This window comes from Rufibacter aurantiacus (assembly GCF_017916345.1).
In the GTDB taxonomy this organism is placed as follows: domain Bacteria; phylum Bacteroidota; class Bacteroidia; order Cytophagales; family Hymenobacteraceae; genus Nibribacter; species Nibribacter roseolus.
Map to the genome: position 1 here is coordinate 210,199 of NZ_JAFMSV010000001.1, position 18,977 is coordinate 229,175.

Below are 18,977 nucleotides of genomic sequence, written 5' to 3' on the forward strand. Positions count from 1 at the left end.
CCAATGCATAAACAGAATCCCTGCCCCTTCTTGCGGCAGGGATTTTTTGTTATCCTAACAGGGGAAGTTTTGCCTCCTCATTCCCCCTTCTTTTAGGTAACCTAGCCACTGTTTAAGAGCCATTTTCAGGAAAACAGGTCTAAAACGGAGAGTCATCCCGCCAGCAAACTTCCGGCTAGCCAAGTGCCTCTTTCGCTGTATTCTGGTTTAGCACGGATTTTGCAAAAACGTCCTTTAAACGGTTGTCGCGTTTTATCTTGCCTCAGAACGCCCGCAGTTCGGTTTTTTCTTCTTTATTTTAGAGACCAGATACCACTTATCTAAAAAATGAAATTCAAATCTCTTCTTTTAGGTGCCCTGCTTGTCTCGGGCACTTCCTTCGCGCAGTCACTTACCCTGGACAAAGAGGTGACCAAGCAGCTCAACACCGTAAAACCCGAGGCCATCAAAGCCCACATCAAGTACTTAGCGGATGACAAATTACAGGGCCGCCTGCCGGGCACACCGGGTTACCAGATGGCCGTGGACTACGTGGTGCGGCAGTTCAAGAACCTAGGCATTCAGCCGGGTGGCGAAAACGGCACCTACCTGCAGACTGTGAGACTCAGAAAAGCGTTCACGGGCAAAGATGCCACCCTGGCTTTCACCACAAACCAGGGTACTAAGACGCTGATCTCTGGCGTTGATTTCACCATTTACCCAAATCCGCAGAACCCAACCGTTACGCTGGATGCTCCTTTGGCGTTCGCCGGTTACGGCATCACCGCCCCTGAGGTGGGTTATGATGACTATGCCAACCTGGATGTGAAAGGCAAAGTGGTGGTGATCCTGAGAGGTGCGCCCAAGAACTTCCATTCTACTATTGCGGCCGCCAGCGTGAACTTCTCCACCATTCTTCAGAACGCGGTGAACCACGGCGCCGTGGGCGTGATCATCGGGAACAACAACCCTAAGGCCAGGGTACCGGATCTGTCGCGCGGGGCCAACAGCGTCATGGGTGCCGATGGAAAAGTAGCCGCCTCCGGCAGCTTTTTCGCTGATCAGGTCAAAATGCTTTCTTACGTCAATGCCGCCACGTTCCAGACTTTGCTGCAGGGAGCGGGCCTGGACACAGCCCAGGTAGTAGCAAAAATCCAGAAAGGTACGCCTAACTCAGCAGTATTGCCGGCAAAGGTGCAGGCCAGGTTCACCTCTACCTACCAGGATTTTGCCTCCTATAACGTGGCTGGCAAGATCACAGGTTCAGACCCTACCCTGCGCGAAGAGTACGTGGTGCACAGTGCTCACCTGGATCACATGGGCGTCAGTACGCCGGTGAAAGGTGATTCTATTTATAACGGGGCCCATGACAATGCCTCGGGCGTGGCCAGCGTGCTGGAGATAGCCAAAGTGTACTCCCAACTGAAGCAGAAGCCCAAACGGTCGCTTTTGTTTGTGCTGGTGACCGGCGAGGAAATGGGCCTGCTGGGCTCGCAGTACTTCGCCAAATACCCAACCGTTCCCAAGCAGAAGATTGTAGCTGATATCAACACCGACATGCCCACCATCATTGCGCCGCTTCTCTCAGCAGTGGCTTTAGGGGCCGAGCACTCCTCCTTGAAAGAACCGGTGGCTAAGGCGGCAGGTTACCTGGGCATTGCCATGGAAGCCGATCCGGAGCCAGACCAGAACCGTTTCGTGCGAAGTGACCAATTCAGCTTTGTAGCGCAGGGCATTCCAGCGCTGCACATCAAATACGGAAACAAAACCAAGGACGGGCAGAACAACCTGAACAAGCAGGTGGAGGTTTGGCGCGCCGCTTTCTACCACAAACCGCAGGATGAACTCAATGACTCCTTTGATTTTGAGGCCGGAAAGCGTTACGTACAGTTGAACTTCCTCATCAGCTACCAGGTGGCCCAGGCCGCAGAACGCCCCACCTGGAACCCGAACGACTTCTTCGGGGTACGATATAAGAAGTAGGCCACCTTTTAAATTAAGTTGATGACTTTATCCCGCTTCGGGGTTGTTTCCTGGAAAACAGCCCCGAAGCGGGACTTTTCATTTAGTCGCGTTGGGAAGGATATGAGAATTTGGAAGGGAATTGGCGGAATTGGATGCTATTGCTCTGAAGGGTTATAGGAAATCCAAGCCTCAGGTGAATGGATTTCGTTTTGGATCTGTTTCTGTAAAATCGGCTGTAAAACACTTTTTTGGAATTAATTTCCTAAAGTTTTCTCCTTTCAGCAGAGATTCATGCTTAACAAAATGTGACATAAAAATCTGATTTCCACTTACTTACCTAACAAAATGTTTTATTCATAAAGAATAGAGAAATTTGGTTCTCAAAATTATGAACCAAAGAAACTAACCACTACCTTTGTGCTGTTCTAAAACATATGAAAGGAACGATTGTGGCACAGCTAACAGAAGAACAGAGACAATTGATTGAGAAGATCGGGATTTTCCATGAGCAGCAGGGTTTCCCTCCTGCCACCGGGAGAATCATGGGTCTGCTGTTTGTCTCTGATAAGCCGGGCTTGAGTTTCGAGGAGATCCTTGAGACCCTGAACATCAGCAAGAGCGCCACCAGCAACGCGTTGAACATGCTGTTGCAGATGCGCGTGATTGAGTACACCACCTTCCCCGGCGACCGGAAACGCTACTTCAGTGTGCTGCTGGACAATTGGCACCAGGAGGTCATCAACAAAATGGAATCCATTCTGGGCTTCAGCAAATTGTTGAGACAGGCCAATGAACTAAGAGGCAACGTGAACCCCGAGATGAACGAGAAGGTGCTGGAACGCATTGAGTTCATGGAGTTTCTATCCAAGGAGGTTCCCGCGCTTATGCAGAAGTGGCTTAAAGAAAGACAGAAATAATTTTTTTGCCTATTTGGTTCTTTTTATTAAGAACTAACTAATAAGATACAAACCAATTACTAACTATAATACCGTGAACAAGAAGCATTTCCTACTGAGCCTGCTCCTCTCTTTGGTGGCCAGCTTCAGTTATGCCCAAACCCAGCCGCAAGGCGCTGTCCTCACGCTCAAAGACGCCCTGAATTTTGCCACCACCAACAACGTGGCCATTAAGCAGGCGCAGTTAGATGAGCAGGGGGCGGAATACAAAATCAGCGAAACCAAAGGCTCCGGGCTGCCTCAGTTGAGCGGTACCGGCCAATTGACGGTGTCTCCCTCGGTTCCTACCCAGCTTTTGCCAGGTGAGATCCTGGGCCAGCCAGGCACCTACATCCCGGTGAAATTCGGGCAGAAGTACAACGCCAACGGGGGGCTTGAGTTATCGCAGCTGATTTTCAGCAAATCCTACTTTGTAGGGCTGGAGGCCGCCGCCACTACCCGTGACCTGTACCGCCTGCGCACGCAGATGAGCCAGGAAGACGTGATCTACAACGTGAGCTCTGCCTATCTGCAGGCGTTGCAGACCAGAGAGCAGTTCAATACCATTGAGGCCCAGTATAACAAACTGGTGCAGCTGGAGAAAATCCTGAAACTGCAGTACAAGAACGACTTTGCCAAGAAGGTAGACGTGAGCCGTATCACGGTAAACAAAACCAACCTGGAAAGCCAGCGCCAAAGCCTGGCTGCTGCCTATGAGCAACGCAAGAACGCCCTTAAGTTCTTCATGGGCATGCCCATGGACCAGGAGTTTGAGCTTTCAGACTCCACCACACTGGCCAACACCACGCTGCCGCTAACCGCCAACGCAAACGAGATTGTGGCCCAACGCGCCGACTACAAAGCCCTGCAGACCCAAAAGAAACTGTACGGCTTGAACATAGAGAACATCAAAGGCAAAGGCTTCCCTACTTTGGCTGGATTTGGGCAATACGCTTACCAGGCCCAGCGCCAGCAGTTCAACCTGTTTGACACCAGCCAGCCTTGGTTCAACACCTTCGTGCTGGGCGTGAAATTGAACATCCCCATCTTTGACGGTTTTCAGCGCAAAAACCAGGTGAGACAAGCCGAGCTGGAAGTGAAGAAAACAGAGCTGACCATGCTGAACCTGGCCCTGGGCACCCAGATGGGACTGGACAACGCCCTGAAACAGATCTCCACTAGCCAACTGGCCATTGAGAACCAGGAGCGCAACGTGCAGCTGGCGCAGGAGGTGTACGCCACCACTAATGACCTGTACAAAGAAGGCTTATCCCCGCTGACAGAATTGCTGGATGCCGAGGTAGCCCTCCGCGAAGCCCAAACCAACCTGAACAACGAAAGACTGAAATATAAAATCGCGCAGCTTGATTACGTGAAGGCGCGCGGCGAACTCAAAAACCTCATCAACTAAGCACGCACACAACTAAAAAAATGAAAAAACTGATTTATATCCTCGTTGTTGTTGTCTTGATAGGCGCGGTAGCTTATACCCTCAACAAGAATAAGAAGGAGATGACGGAAAAGGCCGCCGTGGCCGAGATCAAAAGTGAAGCCATTCCAGTGACCTTAACCGAGGTACAGTCTGCCAAACTGGACAAGTCGTTTACCGCCCAAGGTAACTTCCGCCCGGTGCAGAGCCTTACCCTTTATTCAGAGACTGCCGGTCAGATCCAACGCGTGCTCAAACGCAAAGGCGATAAAGTACGCGCCGGTGAACTTCTGGTGCAGGTAGAAGACAATACCATGAGCGCCAACCTGGCTACGGCCCAGGCAAACTACCAGAAAGCGCAGAAGGACTTGGAGCGCATGAAAAACCTGGCGGCCGGTGATGCCATCACCAAACGCCAGTTAGAGGAGGCCCAGATCAACGTAGCTTCTACTCGTGCCCAGTTAGTTGCGGCCCGCCAGAACCAAGGCAACACCCGCGTAACCGCTCCTATCAGCGGCGAGATCAATGAAATGTACATTGAGGTAGGATCTTTCCTGACCCCTGGTAACACCAAGATGTACGACATCGTGAACGTAGACCGCCTGAAGCTGAACGTGAAGGTTTCAGAGGCCGAAGTGCTGCTCATCAGCCGGGGCCAGAAAGTGAAAGTAACCGCCAATGCCGGTGGTGCCCAGGAATACGAAGGTACTGTGACCGCCATCGGCGCAGCCGCAGACCCTACCCTGAAATTTGATGTGGAGGTTGAAGTGAAAAACGCCGCCAACAACAACCTGCGCGCCGGTATGTACGGCACCGCTTTCTTCCAGGTAGCTGATCAGCGTGACGCCCTGTTGCTGGCCCGTGAGTCTATTGTGGGTAGCATCCAGGACCCAAGCGTGTACGTGGTGAAAGACAACAAAGCCTACCTCCGGAAGGTGAAAGTAGGAGTTGTAACGCAAGACCAGGTAGAGATCCTTGACGGCATCCAGCCCGGCGAGAAGGTAGTGCAGAGCGGACAGATCAACCTGCGTGAAGGCATTCAGGTGACTACCCTCAAATAATCAAGACAAGTAGCTTTTCTTATTCAGAAGAAGTTTAGAAATGAATATAACCAAATTATCTATCCAGCGGTCAACCCTGGTGGTGGTGGTCTTCACAGTACTCACCCTCCTGGGCGTTGTCTCCTACCAATCGCTCAACTACGAGTTGCTGCCTAAGTTCAGCCCGCCCGTATTGACGGTGACTACGCTGTACCCCGGGGCTTCGCCCAACGAGGTGGAGAACTCCGTGACCAAAGAGATTGAAGACGTGCTTTCTTCCCTGGAGAACGTGAAAGAGATGAAAGGAACCTCCCTGGAGAGTTTCTCTATCATCACAGTGCAGCTGAACCAGGGTACCAACGTGGACCTGAGCTTACAGGATGCCCAGCGGAAGATCAACACCATTCTGGCCCGTTTGCCAGAGGACGCTGATGCCCCTACCCTGAACAAGTTTGACTTTGACGACTTGCCTATCATCAAGATGGGAGCCACGGCAAACATGTCTGGCACAGAGTTCTTCGACCTGATCGACAACAAAATCAAACCGGAACTTTCCCGTGTGCCTGGTATGGCCCAGATCAAGATCCTGGGTGGTACTGAGCGGGAGATCAAAGTGAACATTCAGGCGGCCAAACTGGAAGCCTACGGGATCTCCATTCTGCAGGTCCAGCAGAAGATCAGGAACTCTAACCTGGACTTCCCTACCGGTAGAATCAAAAACGAGAACGGCCAGACCCAGCTGCGTCTCTCTGGTAAATACCAGAACCTTGACCAACTGCGTAACCTGGTAATCAAGGAAGACCAGAACGGAATTGTACGCTTAGCTGACTTAGCCGAGGTGCAGGATACCCAGAAAGACACCGAGGTATTGAGCCGTATCAACTCCAAACCATCAGTGGGTATTACCATCCAGAAGCAGTCAGATGCCAACGCCGTAGAAGTAAGCCGCCTCACCAAAGAAGCGCTTGCCAGCCTGGAGAAAACCTATGAGAAAGAGGGCCTGAAGTTCAACATCGCTTCAGACAGCTCTGACTTTACCCTGGAAGCCGCTGACTCTGTGATGCACGACCTGGTGATTGCCGTGGTGCTGGTAGCGGTGGTAATGCTGTTGTTCCTGCACTCCCTGCGGAACGCCGTGATTGTGATGGTGTCTATCCCGGCCTCCCTGGTGGCTACGTTCATTGCCATGTACCTGCTGGGTTACTCTCTGAACCTCATGTCCTTGCTGGCGCTTTCGCTGGTGGTAGGTATCCTGGTAGATGACGCCATTGTGGTGATTGAGAACATCTACCGCCACATGGAGATGGGCAAGAACCCGGCGCAGGCAGCCTATGACGGGATTAAGGAAATCATGGCCACGGTTACCTCCATTACCCTGGTAATTGTGGTGGTGTTCATCCCGATCGCTTTGTCCTCAGGTCTGGTGTCTGACATTCTGCGGCAGTTTGCCGTGGTAGTGGCCATTGCCACCATGATCTCCCTGTTCGTGGCTTTCACCTTGATTCCGTTGCTGGCCAGCCGCTTCTCCAAACTGGAGCACGTGTCAGACAAAAACATGTTCGGGCGCTTTATCCTGTGGTTTGAGCGTTTGCTGGACAGAATCATTGAAGGTTTCACCGGCGCTTTGCAGTGGGCGTTCAACCATAAGTTCATCACGCTGGCCTTGACCTTTGTGCTGCTGATCTCTTCGTTCATGCTGGTGCCGTTTGGCTACATCGGGTCTGAGTTTATCCCGGCCGGTGACCGCGGTGAGGTGAGCTTACAGCTGGAGTTGCCCAAGAATGCTACCGTGGAGCAGACGAACAACGCCACCAAACAGGTGGAAGAGTACCTGCGCAGCATGCCTGAGGTGAAACGGGTGTTCACTACCGTGGGTACCACCGCTTCCTCACAGCAGGGCCAGAACTCGGCGTATCAGTCTGAGTTGTCTGTGGCGCTGGTAGACGTGAAGGAGCGTTCATTCAGTACGCAGCAATTCAGCCGCCAGGCCAAAGCCGATATTGAGAGCAAACTGCCCAACGTGGAGGTGACCCCGGTACCGGTAGGTCTGGTAGGTAACGCCCAGGCCCCTATCCAGGTGGTATTGTCAGGCCCTAACCTGGATACCTTGCTGGCTTTCTCACAGCGCGTAATGAAAGTGGTGGAAGGCGTGGAAGGAACCGTGGACGTGGAAACCTCAGTAGAAGGCGGTAACCCCGAGATTGAGGTAGTGGTGGACCGCGACAAGATGGCCAGCGTAGGCATGTCTCTGGAAAGCGTGGGCGCCGGTATGCAGATGGCCTTCTCTGGTAACACAGACGCCACTTTCCGTTCTGGAACCGAGGACTACGACATCAACATCCGCCTTGATGAGTTTGACCGCCGCAATGTGACCGATATCGCGAACCTTTCCTTTGTTAACAACCAGGGCAAACTGGTGCGCTTGGGTCAGTTCGCCGACATCAGACAGTCTACCGGTCCTTCTCAGCTGGAGCGTACAAACCGCGTGACTTCTTTGAACGTGAACTCGCAGGTAATTGGCCGTCCGGCTGGTTCAGTGGGTGCTGATATCCAAGCTATCCTGGGTACCGCGGAGAAACCAGGCAATATCAGAATCCCGAACGGGGTAACGGTGGACTACGCCGGTGACCTAAAAAACCAGAGCGAAGGTTTCGGTACACTGGGGATTGCCTTGCTGGCCTCTATCATCTTCGTGTACCTGATCATGGTGGCCTTGTATGACTCCTACGTGTATCCGCTGGTGGTATTGTTCTCCATTCCGCTCGCGATCATCGGGGCCTTGCTGGCCCTGGCTTTGGCCGCCCAGTCACTGAGTATCTTCTCTATCCTGGGTATTATCATGATGATTGGTCTGGTAGCCAAGAACGCCATTATGGTGGTGGACTTCACTAACCAGATGAAGAAGGAAGGACACCACGTGAAAGACGCCTTGTTGGAAGCCGTTAGAATCCGTTTCCGCCCGATCTTGATGACAACCCTGGCGATGGTGATTGGTATGTTGCCTATCGCGTTGGCCGGTGGCTCAGTGGCCGCCACCAAGAACGGCCTGGCCTGGGCCTTGATCGGGGGTCTGAGCTCTTCCATGTTCCTGACTTTGATTGTGGTGCCGATTATTTACTATGGATTTGACCGCATCCTGGCCAAATTTGGATGGGATAAGACGACTGAGATTGTCCTGATAGACAAAACCGCCGAAGAGCTGGAGCGCGAAACCGCCGAGCTGGAAGCGAAAAAAGAGCACAAGGGCGAGCACGCCGTGGCATAGATAACAACACTCAACCTGAATAATGAATGATAATCAAAGGCGGGCGCAAATTGCGCCCGCTTTTATCACTTTCATACAGGATACCTCACCCCTTGATGACACAAACCCAAAGGCGTCGTACATTTGTCGCCCCGTTTGTCACCGGTCCTTGAAAACCTTTGGGCGGAAAGCTCCGGTTTCTGAGAAAACAGGCCAAAAACCGGTGGTTTACTTCCATTCGTTTAAAAGACTTACTATAGAACACGTTTACCCTACTTATATGATATCCCTAGCAGCACCCTCCGTTACCCAGAAGGTGGTAGAAATCATCAATGACGTAAAGAGAATCCGGCCTTCCAGGCTCCGTACCTCTTCTGACCTCAGCAAGGAATTCGGTTTTGACACCGTAGACCTGGTCAGCGTCATCTGGGAACTGGAGAAAAGCTTCCAGATAGATATTCCCGATGAACTCCCGCTCAATACCCTGAGAGACTTCGTGGATTTCGTTTCCAGCCACACCAAGAACCTCAACTAAGCATACCCCAGGCACCGCAAGGCTAGGGGCGTTTCTCCCCTGTTTTCCCAAAACCAGCCAATAAACGCTCCTAGCTTTGCGGTGTTTTTTATAAGTAAGAACCGGCTTCCGTTTAGGGACTCATTTCTGAAAAAGAGGTGCAAAACAAGACCTTAGCCATTGCTTTAGTCCTGCCTTTGGCAGCTTACTATCCTGTTTTCAAACCAGGCAGCACACACAGAACGAAAAGCAGCAAAAGCCTGAGGTTCAGGGGCAACAAAAGGTAATCCGGAAGAAGAATAAAATGACTGTATATTCCTGTGAACCACATTTCTGGCTTTTCGGCGCTATCGTTTAGGATACCAAATAATAGTTGACATCATCAACTATTATCCCCAAATTTGCCTCAGTTAATAAGGGAAAGAAATGAACGAGGCGTCACATCTTGGTTTACTTATCGCCAGAACCGGCCTTGTGCTGGGGAAAGCGGTAGAGAAAGAGTTTGAGTCCGCCAACCTTGATCTCACTTACCAGCATTTCATCTTCCTGAATGTTTTGTCTAAAGGCAACAAACTCATCCAGCAAGACCTCGCTGACATTGTGAAGATTGACAAATCGGCGGTACTGCGGGTGATTGCGGCCCTGGAAGAGAAGAACCTGGTGGAGAGAACCGGTGATACCTGTGACAGAAGGAAAAAGACCTTACACCTCACCGTGCTGGGTAAAGCCCTCCTGAAACAGGCCCTGCAGATAGAGCACAGAATCAATACAAAACTGCAAGACGGCCTGGCCAAAGAAGAAGTGGACACTTTTGTGAAAGTAGCGTTGCACTTTAGGAATAAAGTTTAAAAATTTTTATATATTTAGTTGATAAACTCAACTACTTACAAAATAAATAGTTGACCCGGTCAACTACCCTACAGACACAAGAATCCACCTCCCCCATGTTGCTGTCAAGAAGCCAATAATTGAGAAAACCTGCACGTGCGGCCATTATAAGACTAGTAAATGTCAATTGATATGACAAAAAAATTAAGCGAGAAGCTGGCGAACCGGGAGAAGGGTGCTCCTGAGAAAGCCGGAGAGAAAGCCAGGGAGTCAGGCGCTTATCCATATTTCAGGTCCATTGAATCTGCCCAGGACACTGAGGTAATCATAGAAGGGAAGAAAGTATTGATGTTTGGGTCCAATGCGTACCTGGGCCTCACCAATCACCCTAAAATAAAAGAAGCCGCCAAGAAAGCCATTGATGACTATGGCACCGGCTGCGCAGGCTCCCGGTTTTTGAACGGCACCCTGGACATCCACCTGGAACTGGAGCGCAGGCTGGCTTCCTTCGTGGGCAAAGAGGCCGCCCTGGTGTTCAGCACCGGTTTCCAGGTAAACCTGGGGGTGGTTTCCAGCTTAACCGGCCGCAATGACTATATCCTCCTGGACGAGTTCAACCATGCTTCTATTATAGACGGCAGCCGCCTCTCCTTCTCCAAAGTGCTCAAGTACAAACACAATGACATGGAGGACCTGGAGAAGAAAATCAGCCGCCTGCCCGCCGATGCCATTAAACTGATTGTGGTGGACGGCATCTTCAGCATGGAAGGTGACATTGTGAAGCTTCCGGAGTTGGTGTCCATTGCCCAGCGCTACGGCGGCAGCATTATGGTGGATGACGCCCACAGCCTGGGGGTGATTGGCGAAAAAGGCGCCGGCACGGCCTCCCACTTCGGACTCACTGACCAGGTGGATCTCATCATGGGCACGTTCAGTAAATCCCTGGCCTCGCTGGGCGGATTCATCGCTGCCGACCATGAAACCATTCTGTACCTGAAACACCACGCCCGCTCGCTTATCTTCAGCGCCAGTATGTCGCCGGCCTCCGTGGCCAGCACCATTGCGGCCCTGGACATCATCGAGACCGAGCCTGAGTGGATGGAACGCCTCTGGGCCAACACCCGCTACATGACCAAACTGCTGCAGGAAGAAGGCTTTGAACTGGGTCCTACCGAGTCACCCATCATCCCCATCTATGTGCGGGACAACTACAAGACGTTTATGGTGACCAAAGCCCTGCAGGACAAAGGGATCTTCGTGAACCCGGTGGTGGCCCCGGCCGTGCCAGCAGACTCCACCCTCATCCGCTTGAGTGTGATGGCGACACATACCTTTGCCCAGATTGAGGAAGCCGTAAGCAAACTAACCGAGGCCTTCAAGGAACTTGAGATCAACTTAAAGCAAGAAGTGTATGTGGCAAGTACTGCCCGTTAACTCAAAGAGTCTGCTCAAAGCCTTTATAGACTTTCCGCACGAGCTTTTCAAAGGCGATCCTAATTACGTGCCGGAGCTGTTCCTGGGCCAGTGGGACTTGCTTACCCCCGGTAAGCACCCTTTCCATGACCACTCCGCCGTGCAGCCTTTCCTGGCCTATGACGGAAGCAAGATCGTGGGTCGCATTGCCGCCGTGCTTAACCGAAACCATAACCAGACGAACCAGGAGAATGACGGCTTTTTCGGGTTCTTTGACTGCATAGACAACCAGGAGGTAGCCAACCTGTTGTTCTCAGAGGCGGCCAGGTGGCTTAAAGCCCAGGGTGCCCAGACCATGATAGGCCCGGTGAACCCGTCCACGAACGAGACCTGTGGCATGCTGGTGGAAGGCTTTGACTCTCCGCCGGTGGTCATGATGACCTACAACAAGCCCTATTACCTGAGGTTGCTGGAAAACGCGGGCCTGAATAAGAAAGTAGACCTCATCGCCTACCAATTCACCCAAGGCTACAACGAGCGCCCTTTCAGGATGACGAAGGTGCTGGAGGAACGGCTGCAACGGAAAGGAATCAAGATCAGGAAAATCAACCTGAAGAACTTCAAGGAAGAGGTCTCCAGGATACGGGAAGTGTACAACAAAGCCTGGGACCAGAACCTGGGGTTCGTGCCGATGACCCCGCAGGAATTTGACCACATGGCCAAAGACATGAAAATGATCCTGGACCCTGACTTCTGCATGGTGGCCGAGCATGACGGCGAGATTGTGGGTTTCTCGCTCTCAGTGCCGGACATCAACCAGATATTGATCAACGTGAAGAGAGGCCGCCTGCTGCCCACGGGCATTTTCAAGCTACTTTTCCAAAAGAAGAAGATAAACGGCCTGCGCATCATCGCCCTGGGTGTGCTGGAAGGTTACCGCAAACTGGGCATTGAGGCCTGCTTCTACGGCCATGCCATGGAGGAGTTCAAGAAGAAGAAAATGAAAGTGGCCGAGGCCTCCTGGATTCTGGAGAACAATACCCTCATGAACCAGGGTCTCCTGAACATGGACGCCAAACCCTACAAGAAATACCGCATCTACCAAAAGGCGATATGAAGGAACGAGTACTGATCACGGGCGCCAGTGGCTTTGTGGGCTATCATCTGGTGGAGGCAGCGGTGAACGCAGGACTAGACGTCTATGCGGCCGTGCGTCCCTCCAGCGAGATTGACCACCTGTGCTCATTCCCCATTCAGTACACCCAACTTGATTTCACCAGCGTGACTGGTTTGCAGAAAGAACTGGAGGAAAAGCAGTACACCTACATCATCCACGCGGCGGGCATCACCAAGGCAAAGGATGCCAAGGAGTACAACACGGTGAACGCCGAGTACACACGCAACCTGGCATTGGCCGCGGCGCAAGCCGCTATCCCGCTGAAGAAGTTTGTCTTCCTCAGCAGCCTGGCGGCTTTGGGGCCGGTTTCCTACAAACAGGCCCAACCCATCACCGAGGAAAGCAACGCCCAACCGGTCACGAACTACGGCCGCAGCAAGCTGCTCGCCGAGAAGTACCTGGCTCAGATAGAGAACCTGCCCTTGGTGGTCTTGCGGCCTACCGCCGTGTACGGGCCCCGAGAGAAAGACATTTTCATCCTGTTCTCTACCATCAGCAAGGGGTTAGACCCTTATATAGGGAAAATAAGCCAAAAATTGAGCTTTGTGTATGTAAAGGATCTGGCCAGAGTGGTGCTGCAGGCTTTGACCTCAGAAGTGACCCACGCCACCTTCAATGTGTCAGATGGGAAAAGCTATGACCGGTACGCGCTGGCAGACCTCACCAAAAAAGCCCTCCGGAAGAAAGCCTTCAGGTTCCATCTTCCCTTGGGGCTGGTAAAAATCATGGCTACGCTGTCTGAGAAGATGGCCGGCCAAAAAACCCCGGCCTTGAACCGGGAAAAGCTAGGCGAACTGGTGGCTGAGAACTGGAACTGCAGCATCAAGCGCCTTCAAAGAGACTTACACTATACCCCTGAGTATGACCTTGAAAAAGGGCTTTCGCATACCATCAGGTGGTATAAGGAGAATAAGTGGTTATAAACAATTGATTACCTTAATAAGAACTATGGATTACCAAGTTAAGAACGCCGATGGCCGGTTAGGTATTTTGATGCCAGGGTTAGGAGCTGTAGCAACTACCCTCATTGCCGGAGTTGAATCAATCAAGAAAGGATTTTCGCAGCCAGTGGGTTCCCTCACCCAGATGGGCCGCATCCGGTTGGGTAAACGCACCGATGACCGTTTCCCCCTTATCAAAGAATTTGTACCATTAACTGACCTGGAGAACATCGTGTTCGGGGGATGGGACGTGTACGCCGATAACGTGTTTGAAGCGGCAGTAACCGCCAAAGTGCTGGAGCCGATGCTGCTGCACGCCATCAAACCAGAGCTGGAAGCCCTGAAACCTATGAAAGCGGTGTTCGACAAGGCTTATGCCCGTAACCTGGACGGTACCCACGTGAAAGAGGGCGCCGACAAGATGGAGCTGGCCGAGATGCTGATGGAAGATATCCGCAACTTCAAAGAAACAAACAACTGTGACCGGCTGGTGATGGTATGGTGCGGATCTACTGAGATCTACATCGAGGAGTCTGAGGTACACCAATCCGTGGCTGCTTTTGAGGAAGGTTTGCGCAACAACGACCCGGCTATCGCGCCGAGCATGATCTACGCGTATGCCGCCATCAAAATGGGCGTACCTTTCGCGAACGGCGCCCCTAACCTGACAGTGGACATTCCCGCCATTGTAGAGCTGGCCAAGGAGAACGGCATCGCTATCTCTGGTAAGGACTTCAAGACTGGTCAAACACTGATGAAAACCATCCTGGCGCCTGGTCTGCACGCTCGTGCTTTGGGCGTGAAAGGCTGGTTCTCCTCTAACATCCTGGGTAACCGCGATGGTTACGTGCTGGACGCTCCTGAGAACTTCAAGACCAAAGAGGTCTCCAAGCTGAGCGTGCTGGACGAGATATTCCGCCCCGAGTCTAACCCTGAGCTGTACGGAGACATGTACCACAAGGTGCGCATCAACTACTACCCGCCGCACGGTGACAACAAAGAGAGCTGGGATAACATCGATATCTTCGGATGGTTGGGTTACCAGATGCAGATCAAGATCAACTTCCTGTGCCGTGACTCTATTTTGGCAGCGCCTTTGGTACTTGACCTGGCCCTGTTCACGGATCTGGCGCAAAGAGCCGGTATGTCTGGCATCCAGGAATGGCTGAGCTTCTACTACAAATCCCCGCAGACCGCCGAGGGACTTGCTCCGGAGCATGACATTTTCAAGCAGTTGATGAAACTGCAGAATACTCTTCGCCACATGATGGGCGAGGATTTGATCACCCACCTGGGTCTGGACTATTACCAGGACCTGGTAGAAGCGCTGTAATAACTGTATGATTCAACTGCACAAACTCATTTCCACCAGCCTGGGCATAGGGTACGTAGGTAAAGGCGGAGGTACCGTGGCCGCAGTGGCCACCTGCCTTTGCTGGTATCTCTGGTCAAGCGGTGGAGATGGGCTTGTTCTCTGGCAAGCCATCGTCACGTTCCTGATCACGGCGTTGGGCGTCTGGTCTGCCAATGAAGTGGAACCCTATTGGGGCAAAGACGACAAAAAAGTAGTCATAGACGAGGTGGCGGGCATGTGCATCAGCCTGCTGTTTTTACCGGTGACGGTACCCTATGTGTTGGCGGCCCTGGTCTTGTTCCGTTTTTTTGACATTGTGAAACCCTTCTATATAAGAAGAACAGAGAAGTTAGCCGGAGGATGGGGAGTGATGCTGGACGATGTGGTTTCCGGAATATACGCTAACGTGATCTTGCAAATTTGCTTGTACTTCGACCTTTTCTAAATGCTCACCTTTCTGAAGTCCCAAGCGGCTTCCCTTATTGCCTCGGGCACCGATTTTCTGGTGACCATCATCGCCGTTGAACTCTTAGGACTCTGGTATGTAGGCGCTACCGTTCTGGGTACTATGGCTGGCGGAATCACGCATTTCACCATCAGTAGAACCTGGGTATTTCATGCCACCCACAAAAACTTACCTACCCAAGCCACCAAATACTTTATTGTTTGGAACGGAAGCCTGATTCTCAATGCCTCAGGGGTATTTGCCTTCACCCATTACCTGGGCCTGAACTACATCTTTTCCAAGGTCTTCGTCTCGCTGCTGGTAGGTTTTTCTTACAATTATATTCAACAAAAGAGATATGTATTCAAATAAGAATGTATATGTCAGCACTTTACATATACTGGTTTACTGCTTAGCCTTTCTAGCTATTGGAGTAAATTTCAACGCTGTTCAAGCCCAGAGTGCCCCTACAGTTATCAAAGGAACCATCAAAGACGCCGTTACCAACGAGCCCTTGATAGGTGTGTCTATATTTCTGCCCGGCACCACGCAGGGCACCAGCTCCGATGTGGAGGGAAACTTTTCCCTCAGAACAAACCAGGTAGTCACCAGAATCCAGTTCACCTACCTGGGCTACAAAACCAAGACCGTGGAAATTGCCCCGGGTGAGAGCAAGGTTTTGAACGTGAAACTGGAAAGTGAGTCAAAAAGGCTGAAAGAAGTAGTTATCAAAGGCCGCAGCCGCAACTACAGCAACAAAAACAACCCGGCGGTGGACCTCATCAGGTTGGTGGTGGACAACAAAGACAAGAACCGCCTGGAGAGCTATGACTACGTGCAGTACCAGCAGTATGATAAGCTGCAGCTGGCCCTGAGCAACTCGCCGGAGAAACTTAAAAGCAACATCCTCTTCAAGAAGTACGACTTCATCATGAAGAACATAGACACCTCCAAACTGGAGGGCACCGCCGTTCTTCCGTTGTACCTGCAGGAGTCTATTTCGCAGCAGTTTTACCGAAAAGACCCCGAAAAGAGAAAGACTATTGTCCAGGCCGAGAAGAAGGTGGATTTCGGGGAGTTTGTGGTGGTCAATGCCTACGTGAAGCACATGTACCAGGACATTGACATCTACAAGAACAACATCAATATCCTCACAAACCAGTTCCTGAGCCCTATCGCTGACCTGGCGCCTACGTTCTACCGTTTCTACATCACCGATACCGTGGTGGTAGACGGTCAGAAACTCACTGAGCTTTCCTTCAGCCCCAAGAACGAGACAGATTTCCTGTTCACCGGCAAGCTGTACGTGACCATGGACGGCAACTACGCCGTGCAGAAGGTAGACATGGAGGTGGGCAAGAAAGTGAACATCAACTGGGTGCGCGACCTGCACATCAACCTTGATTTCAACCGCCTGGCCAACGGACGCTACAATTTGAGCAAAAGCGTATTCCGGTCTCAGTTTGCGGCCACGCAGAACAGCAAAGGCGGCGTTTACGGCGAGCGAACTGTTTCTTTCCGCGACTTTAGGGTAAACCAGCCCAGACCAGAAAGCTTCTACGAAGGCGAATCCCTGACCAAAACCGAGTCTGCCGAGCGCCACGATGATGAGTTCTGGGTCGCCAACCGCCATGACGCCCTTTCTCTCTCAGAGGCCAACACCTACCAGAGCATTGACTCACTCAGGAACACCCGGTCCTTCAAACGGACCCTGGATATTGCCACCATGTTCATTGCGGGCTACAAGCAGGCGGGTCCAAACTTTGAGATCGGGCCGGTGAACACGTTCTACAGCTTCAACCCGGTAGAGGGCTTCAGGCTGCGGGCCGGGGGTAGAACCACCACCACCTTCAGCAAGAAGATGATGTTTGAGACCTACGCCGCCTACGGGTTCAAAGACAAGCAATGGAAGTATTTTCTGGGTGGCACCTACTCACTCACAGACCGCTCCATCTTTGAGTTTCCGGTGCGCGCTTTACGGGTGAATTACCAAAAAGACACCAAAATCCCGGGGCAAGACCTGCAGTTTGTGCAGGAAGACAATTTCCTGCTTTCTTTCAAGCGCGGTACCAATGACAAATGGCTCTACAATGAGACCTACAACGTGGACTACCTGCACGAGTTCAGAAACCACATGTCTGTCAGGGTGGGGTTCAAGAACTGGGAGCAGACCCCGGCTGGCAGCTTAGAGTACTACAAGGCCAATTACGCCCCTCCTACCGAAGGCAACCCCGGCACGGAGAAAGAGATAGTAGACAACATCACCACCTCTGAGGTGAGGCTGGAGCTGCGCTGGGCACCCAATGAGAACTTCGCCCAGGGCAAACTCTACCGCTACCCTATCGTGAACCGCTACCCTATTTTCACCTTGCGGGCGGCCGCCGGGGTAAAAGGCCTCTTCAACGGTGACTATGATTACCAGAGCCTCACCCTGAACATCACCAAACGCTTCTACCTTTCGCAGTTTGGGTACTCAGACGTGATCACCGAGGGCGGCTACATCTTCGGGCAGGTGCCGTTTCCGTTGCTGGCCATTCACCGGGCTAACCAGACGTACTCGTACCAGATCCAATCTTACAACCTCATGAACTTCCTGGAGTTTGTGAGTGACCAGTACGCCAGCATCAACATTGACCATTGTTTCAATGGCTTCATCTTCAACAAACTGCCTTTGGTAAGAAAGACCAAGCTACGTGAGTTTGCCACTGTGAAAGTGCTGTATGGCAAGGTGCGGGAAGAAAACAACCCGGCCAACAACAAAGACCTGCTGGCCTTCCCGGCCTATGCCACCGGGCTGCCCATCACCTACACGCTGGACAAAAAACCTTACGTGGAGGCCAGCGTGGGCGTGGGCAATCTGTTTAAGTTCTTCAGGGTAGACGTGGTGAAACGTTTGTCTTACCTTAACCACCCAGATGTTTCTGAGATAGGCATCAGAGGCCGTTTTAAGTTCGATTTCTAAGAATCAAGGAGAAAGCATGGAGAGTACCCTGCCTAAAAGCACCACCAGAGACGCCCTGCAACAGGGCATCTACAAGATTATAAATCCGTTTGTAAAGTTTATCATCTCCCTGGGGTTCACCCCCAACACCGTTACCATCACCGGTTTTATGCTGAACATTGGCGTGGCGGTGATCTTTATCCTGGGCGGCGAGAAAGGCAACCGTGGCGACCTGAGCTACGTGGGCTGGGCCGGTTTCCTCATTCTGTTCGCCGGGTTGTTTGACATGCTGGACGGCCAGGTAGCCCGCATCGGGAAGATGAGCTCTCCGTACGGTGCCCTGTTTGACTCGGTGGTAGACCGGTACTCAGAGCTGATCATGTTCCTGGGCATCTGCTACTATTTGGTGGCGCACCATTATTTCCTGAGTTCGCTCCTGGCTTTCGTGGCCATGATAGGCTCTATGATGGTGAGTTACACCCGGGCCCGGGCCGAGGGGCTGGGAGTGGAATGCAAGGGCGGTCTCATGCAAAGGCCGGAGCGGGTGGTACTGATCGGGCTCTCCAGTATCCTGTGTGGGGTACTGGCCACCTGGATAGGCGGGAACTACCGGGTCATGTTCCCGGGTACCCAAGTGCAGGTGTTTGAGACCATGTCAGTGTTTACGTTTCCGCTAGCGGTGCTGGCGGTCATGACCAACATCACGGCTTTCAACAGATTACTGGACGCGAAAAAGGCACTGATAGAGAAAGAGAACTTGTCTGGGAAATAG

Annotated in this window: 15 protein-coding genes; all 15 read left to right on the forward strand. The window is 52.1% G+C overall.

What is annotated here, in order from left to right; all coding sequences use genetic code 11:
- Positions 1-327 precede the first annotated feature (327 nt).
- The 15 genes from J3P34_RS00820 (at position 328) to J3P34_RS00890 (ending at position 18,977) form a co-directional block, all read left to right on the forward strand.
- Positions 328-1,962, forward strand: coding sequence for a M28 family peptidase (locus tag J3P34_RS00820; RefSeq protein ID WP_210486011.1), 1,635 nt, complete (start codon positions 328-330; stop codon positions 1,960-1,962).
- A gap of 416 nt (positions 1,963-2,378) precedes the next feature.
- Positions 2,379-2,861, forward strand: coding sequence for a GbsR/MarR family transcriptional regulator (locus tag J3P34_RS00825; RefSeq protein ID WP_210465814.1), 483 nt, complete (start codon positions 2,379-2,381; stop codon positions 2,859-2,861).
- 73 nt (positions 2,862-2,934) lie between these two features.
- On the forward strand, positions 2,935-4,290 hold the full coding sequence (locus J3P34_RS00830) for a TolC family protein (protein WP_210486012.1): 1,356 nt from the start codon (positions 2,935-2,937) through the stop codon (positions 4,288-4,290).
- A 20-nt stretch (positions 4,291-4,310) separates the two neighbouring features.
- Positions 4,311-5,369, forward strand: a complete 1,059-nt coding sequence (locus J3P34_RS00835) for an efflux RND transporter periplasmic adaptor subunit (protein ID WP_210465816.1) — start codon at positions 4,311-4,313, stop codon at positions 5,367-5,369.
- A 40-nt stretch (positions 5,370-5,409) separates the two neighbouring features.
- Positions 5,410-8,613 carry an efflux RND transporter permease subunit gene (locus tag J3P34_RS00840; protein WP_210486013.1) on the forward strand — a complete coding sequence of 1,068 codons (3,204 nt, stop codon included), beginning with the start codon at positions 5,410-5,412 and terminating at the stop codon, positions 8,611-8,613.
- A gap of 259 nt (positions 8,614-8,872) precedes the next feature.
- The gene (locus J3P34_RS00845) at positions 8,873-9,127 is read left to right on the forward strand and encodes an acyl carrier protein (RefSeq protein ID WP_210486014.1); all 255 of its coding nucleotides are present in this window, start codon (positions 8,873-8,875) and stop codon (positions 9,125-9,127) included.
- A 405-nt stretch (positions 9,128-9,532) separates the two neighbouring features.
- Positions 9,533-9,955 (forward strand): MarR family winged helix-turn-helix transcriptional regulator, encoded by a 423-nt coding sequence (locus J3P34_RS00850; RefSeq protein ID WP_210486015.1) that lies wholly within the window; start codon positions 9,533-9,535, stop codon positions 9,953-9,955.
- Positions 9,956-10,126: 171 nt separating this feature from the next.
- Positions 10,127-11,368 (forward strand): serine palmitoyltransferase, encoded by a 1,242-nt coding sequence (gene spt / locus J3P34_RS00855; RefSeq protein WP_210486016.1) that lies wholly within the window; start codon positions 10,127-10,129, stop codon positions 11,366-11,368.
- On the forward strand, positions 11,346-12,464 hold the full coding sequence (locus J3P34_RS00860; RefSeq protein WP_210486017.1) for a GNAT family N-acetyltransferase: 1,119 nt from the start codon (positions 11,346-11,348) through the stop codon (positions 12,462-12,464). The genes spt and J3P34_RS00860 overlap by 23 nt, the downstream gene beginning before the upstream one ends.
- A complete protein-coding gene (locus J3P34_RS00865; protein ID WP_210486018.1) occupies positions 12,461-13,447 on the forward strand; it encodes an NAD-dependent epimerase/dehydratase family protein in 987 nt (328 codons plus the stop codon). The genes J3P34_RS00860 and J3P34_RS00865 overlap by 4 nt, the downstream gene beginning before the upstream one ends.
- Before the next feature lie 25 nt (positions 13,448-13,472).
- The gene (locus J3P34_RS00870; RefSeq protein ID WP_210486019.1) at positions 13,473-14,798 is read left to right on the forward strand and encodes an inositol-3-phosphate synthase; all 1,326 of its coding nucleotides are present in this window, start codon (positions 13,473-13,475) and stop codon (positions 14,796-14,798) included.
- Between the two features lie 7 nt (positions 14,799-14,805).
- A complete protein-coding gene (locus J3P34_RS00875) occupies positions 14,806-15,264 on the forward strand; it encodes a phosphatidylglycerophosphatase A family protein (RefSeq protein ID WP_210486020.1) in 459 nt (152 codons plus the stop codon).
- The gene (locus tag J3P34_RS00880) at positions 15,265-15,636 is read left to right on the forward strand and encodes a GtrA family protein (protein ID WP_210465825.1); all 372 of its coding nucleotides are present in this window, start codon (positions 15,265-15,267) and stop codon (positions 15,634-15,636) included.
- The gene (locus J3P34_RS00885; protein ID WP_210486021.1) at positions 15,623-18,226 is read left to right on the forward strand and encodes a DUF5686 and carboxypeptidase-like regulatory domain-containing protein; all 2,604 of its coding nucleotides are present in this window, start codon (positions 15,623-15,625) and stop codon (positions 18,224-18,226) included. Before J3P34_RS00880 ends, J3P34_RS00885 begins: the two co-directional genes overlap by 14 nt.
- 16 nt (positions 18,227-18,242) lie before the next feature.
- Positions 18,243-18,977 (forward strand): CDP-alcohol phosphatidyltransferase family protein, encoded by a 735-nt coding sequence (locus J3P34_RS00890; RefSeq protein WP_210486022.1) that lies wholly within the window; start codon positions 18,243-18,245, stop codon positions 18,975-18,977.

Excerpts from the sequence above, each read along its gene's own strand:
- J3P34_RS00820 (WP_210486011.1), top strand. The coding sequence starts at position 328 with ATGAAATTCAAATCTCTTCTTTTAGGTGCCCTGCTTGTCTCGGGCACT.
- J3P34_RS00825 (WP_210465814.1), top strand. The coding sequence starts at position 2,379 with ATGAAAGGAACGATTGTGGCACAGCTAACAGAAGAACAGAGACAATTG.
- J3P34_RS00835 (WP_210465816.1), top strand. The coding sequence starts at position 4,311 with ATGAAAAAACTGATTTATATCCTCGTTGTTGTTGTCTTGATAGGCGCG.
- J3P34_RS00840 (WP_210486013.1), top strand. The coding sequence starts at position 5,410 with ATGAATATAACCAAATTATCTATCCAGCGGTCAACCCTGGTGGTGGTG.
- J3P34_RS00845 (WP_210486014.1), top strand. The coding sequence starts at position 8,873 with ATGATATCCCTAGCAGCACCCTCCGTTACCCAGAAGGTGGTAGAAATC.
- J3P34_RS00850 (WP_210486015.1), top strand. The coding sequence starts at position 9,533 with ATGAACGAGGCGTCACATCTTGGTTTACTTATCGCCAGAACCGGCCTT.
- spt (WP_210486016.1), top strand. The coding sequence starts at position 10,127 with ATGACAAAAAAATTAAGCGAGAAGCTGGCGAACCGGGAGAAGGGTGCT.
- J3P34_RS00860 (WP_210486017.1), top strand. The coding sequence starts at position 11,346 with ATGTGGCAAGTACTGCCCGTTAACTCAAAGAGTCTGCTCAAAGCCTTT.
- J3P34_RS00865 (WP_210486018.1), top strand. The coding sequence starts at position 12,461 with ATGAAGGAACGAGTACTGATCACGGGCGCCAGTGGCTTTGTGGGCTAT.
- J3P34_RS00870 (WP_210486019.1), top strand. The coding sequence starts at position 13,473 with ATGGATTACCAAGTTAAGAACGCCGATGGCCGGTTAGGTATTTTGATG.
- J3P34_RS00875 (WP_210486020.1), top strand. The coding sequence starts at position 14,806 with ATGATTCAACTGCACAAACTCATTTCCACCAGCCTGGGCATAGGGTAC.
- J3P34_RS00880 (WP_210465825.1), top strand. The coding sequence starts at position 15,265 with ATGCTCACCTTTCTGAAGTCCCAAGCGGCTTCCCTTATTGCCTCGGGC.
- J3P34_RS00885 (WP_210486021.1), top strand. The coding sequence starts at position 15,623 with ATGTATTCAAATAAGAATGTATATGTCAGCACTTTACATATACTGGTT.
- J3P34_RS00890 (WP_210486022.1), top strand. The coding sequence starts at position 18,243 with ATGGAGAGTACCCTGCCTAAAAGCACCACCAGAGACGCCCTGCAACAG.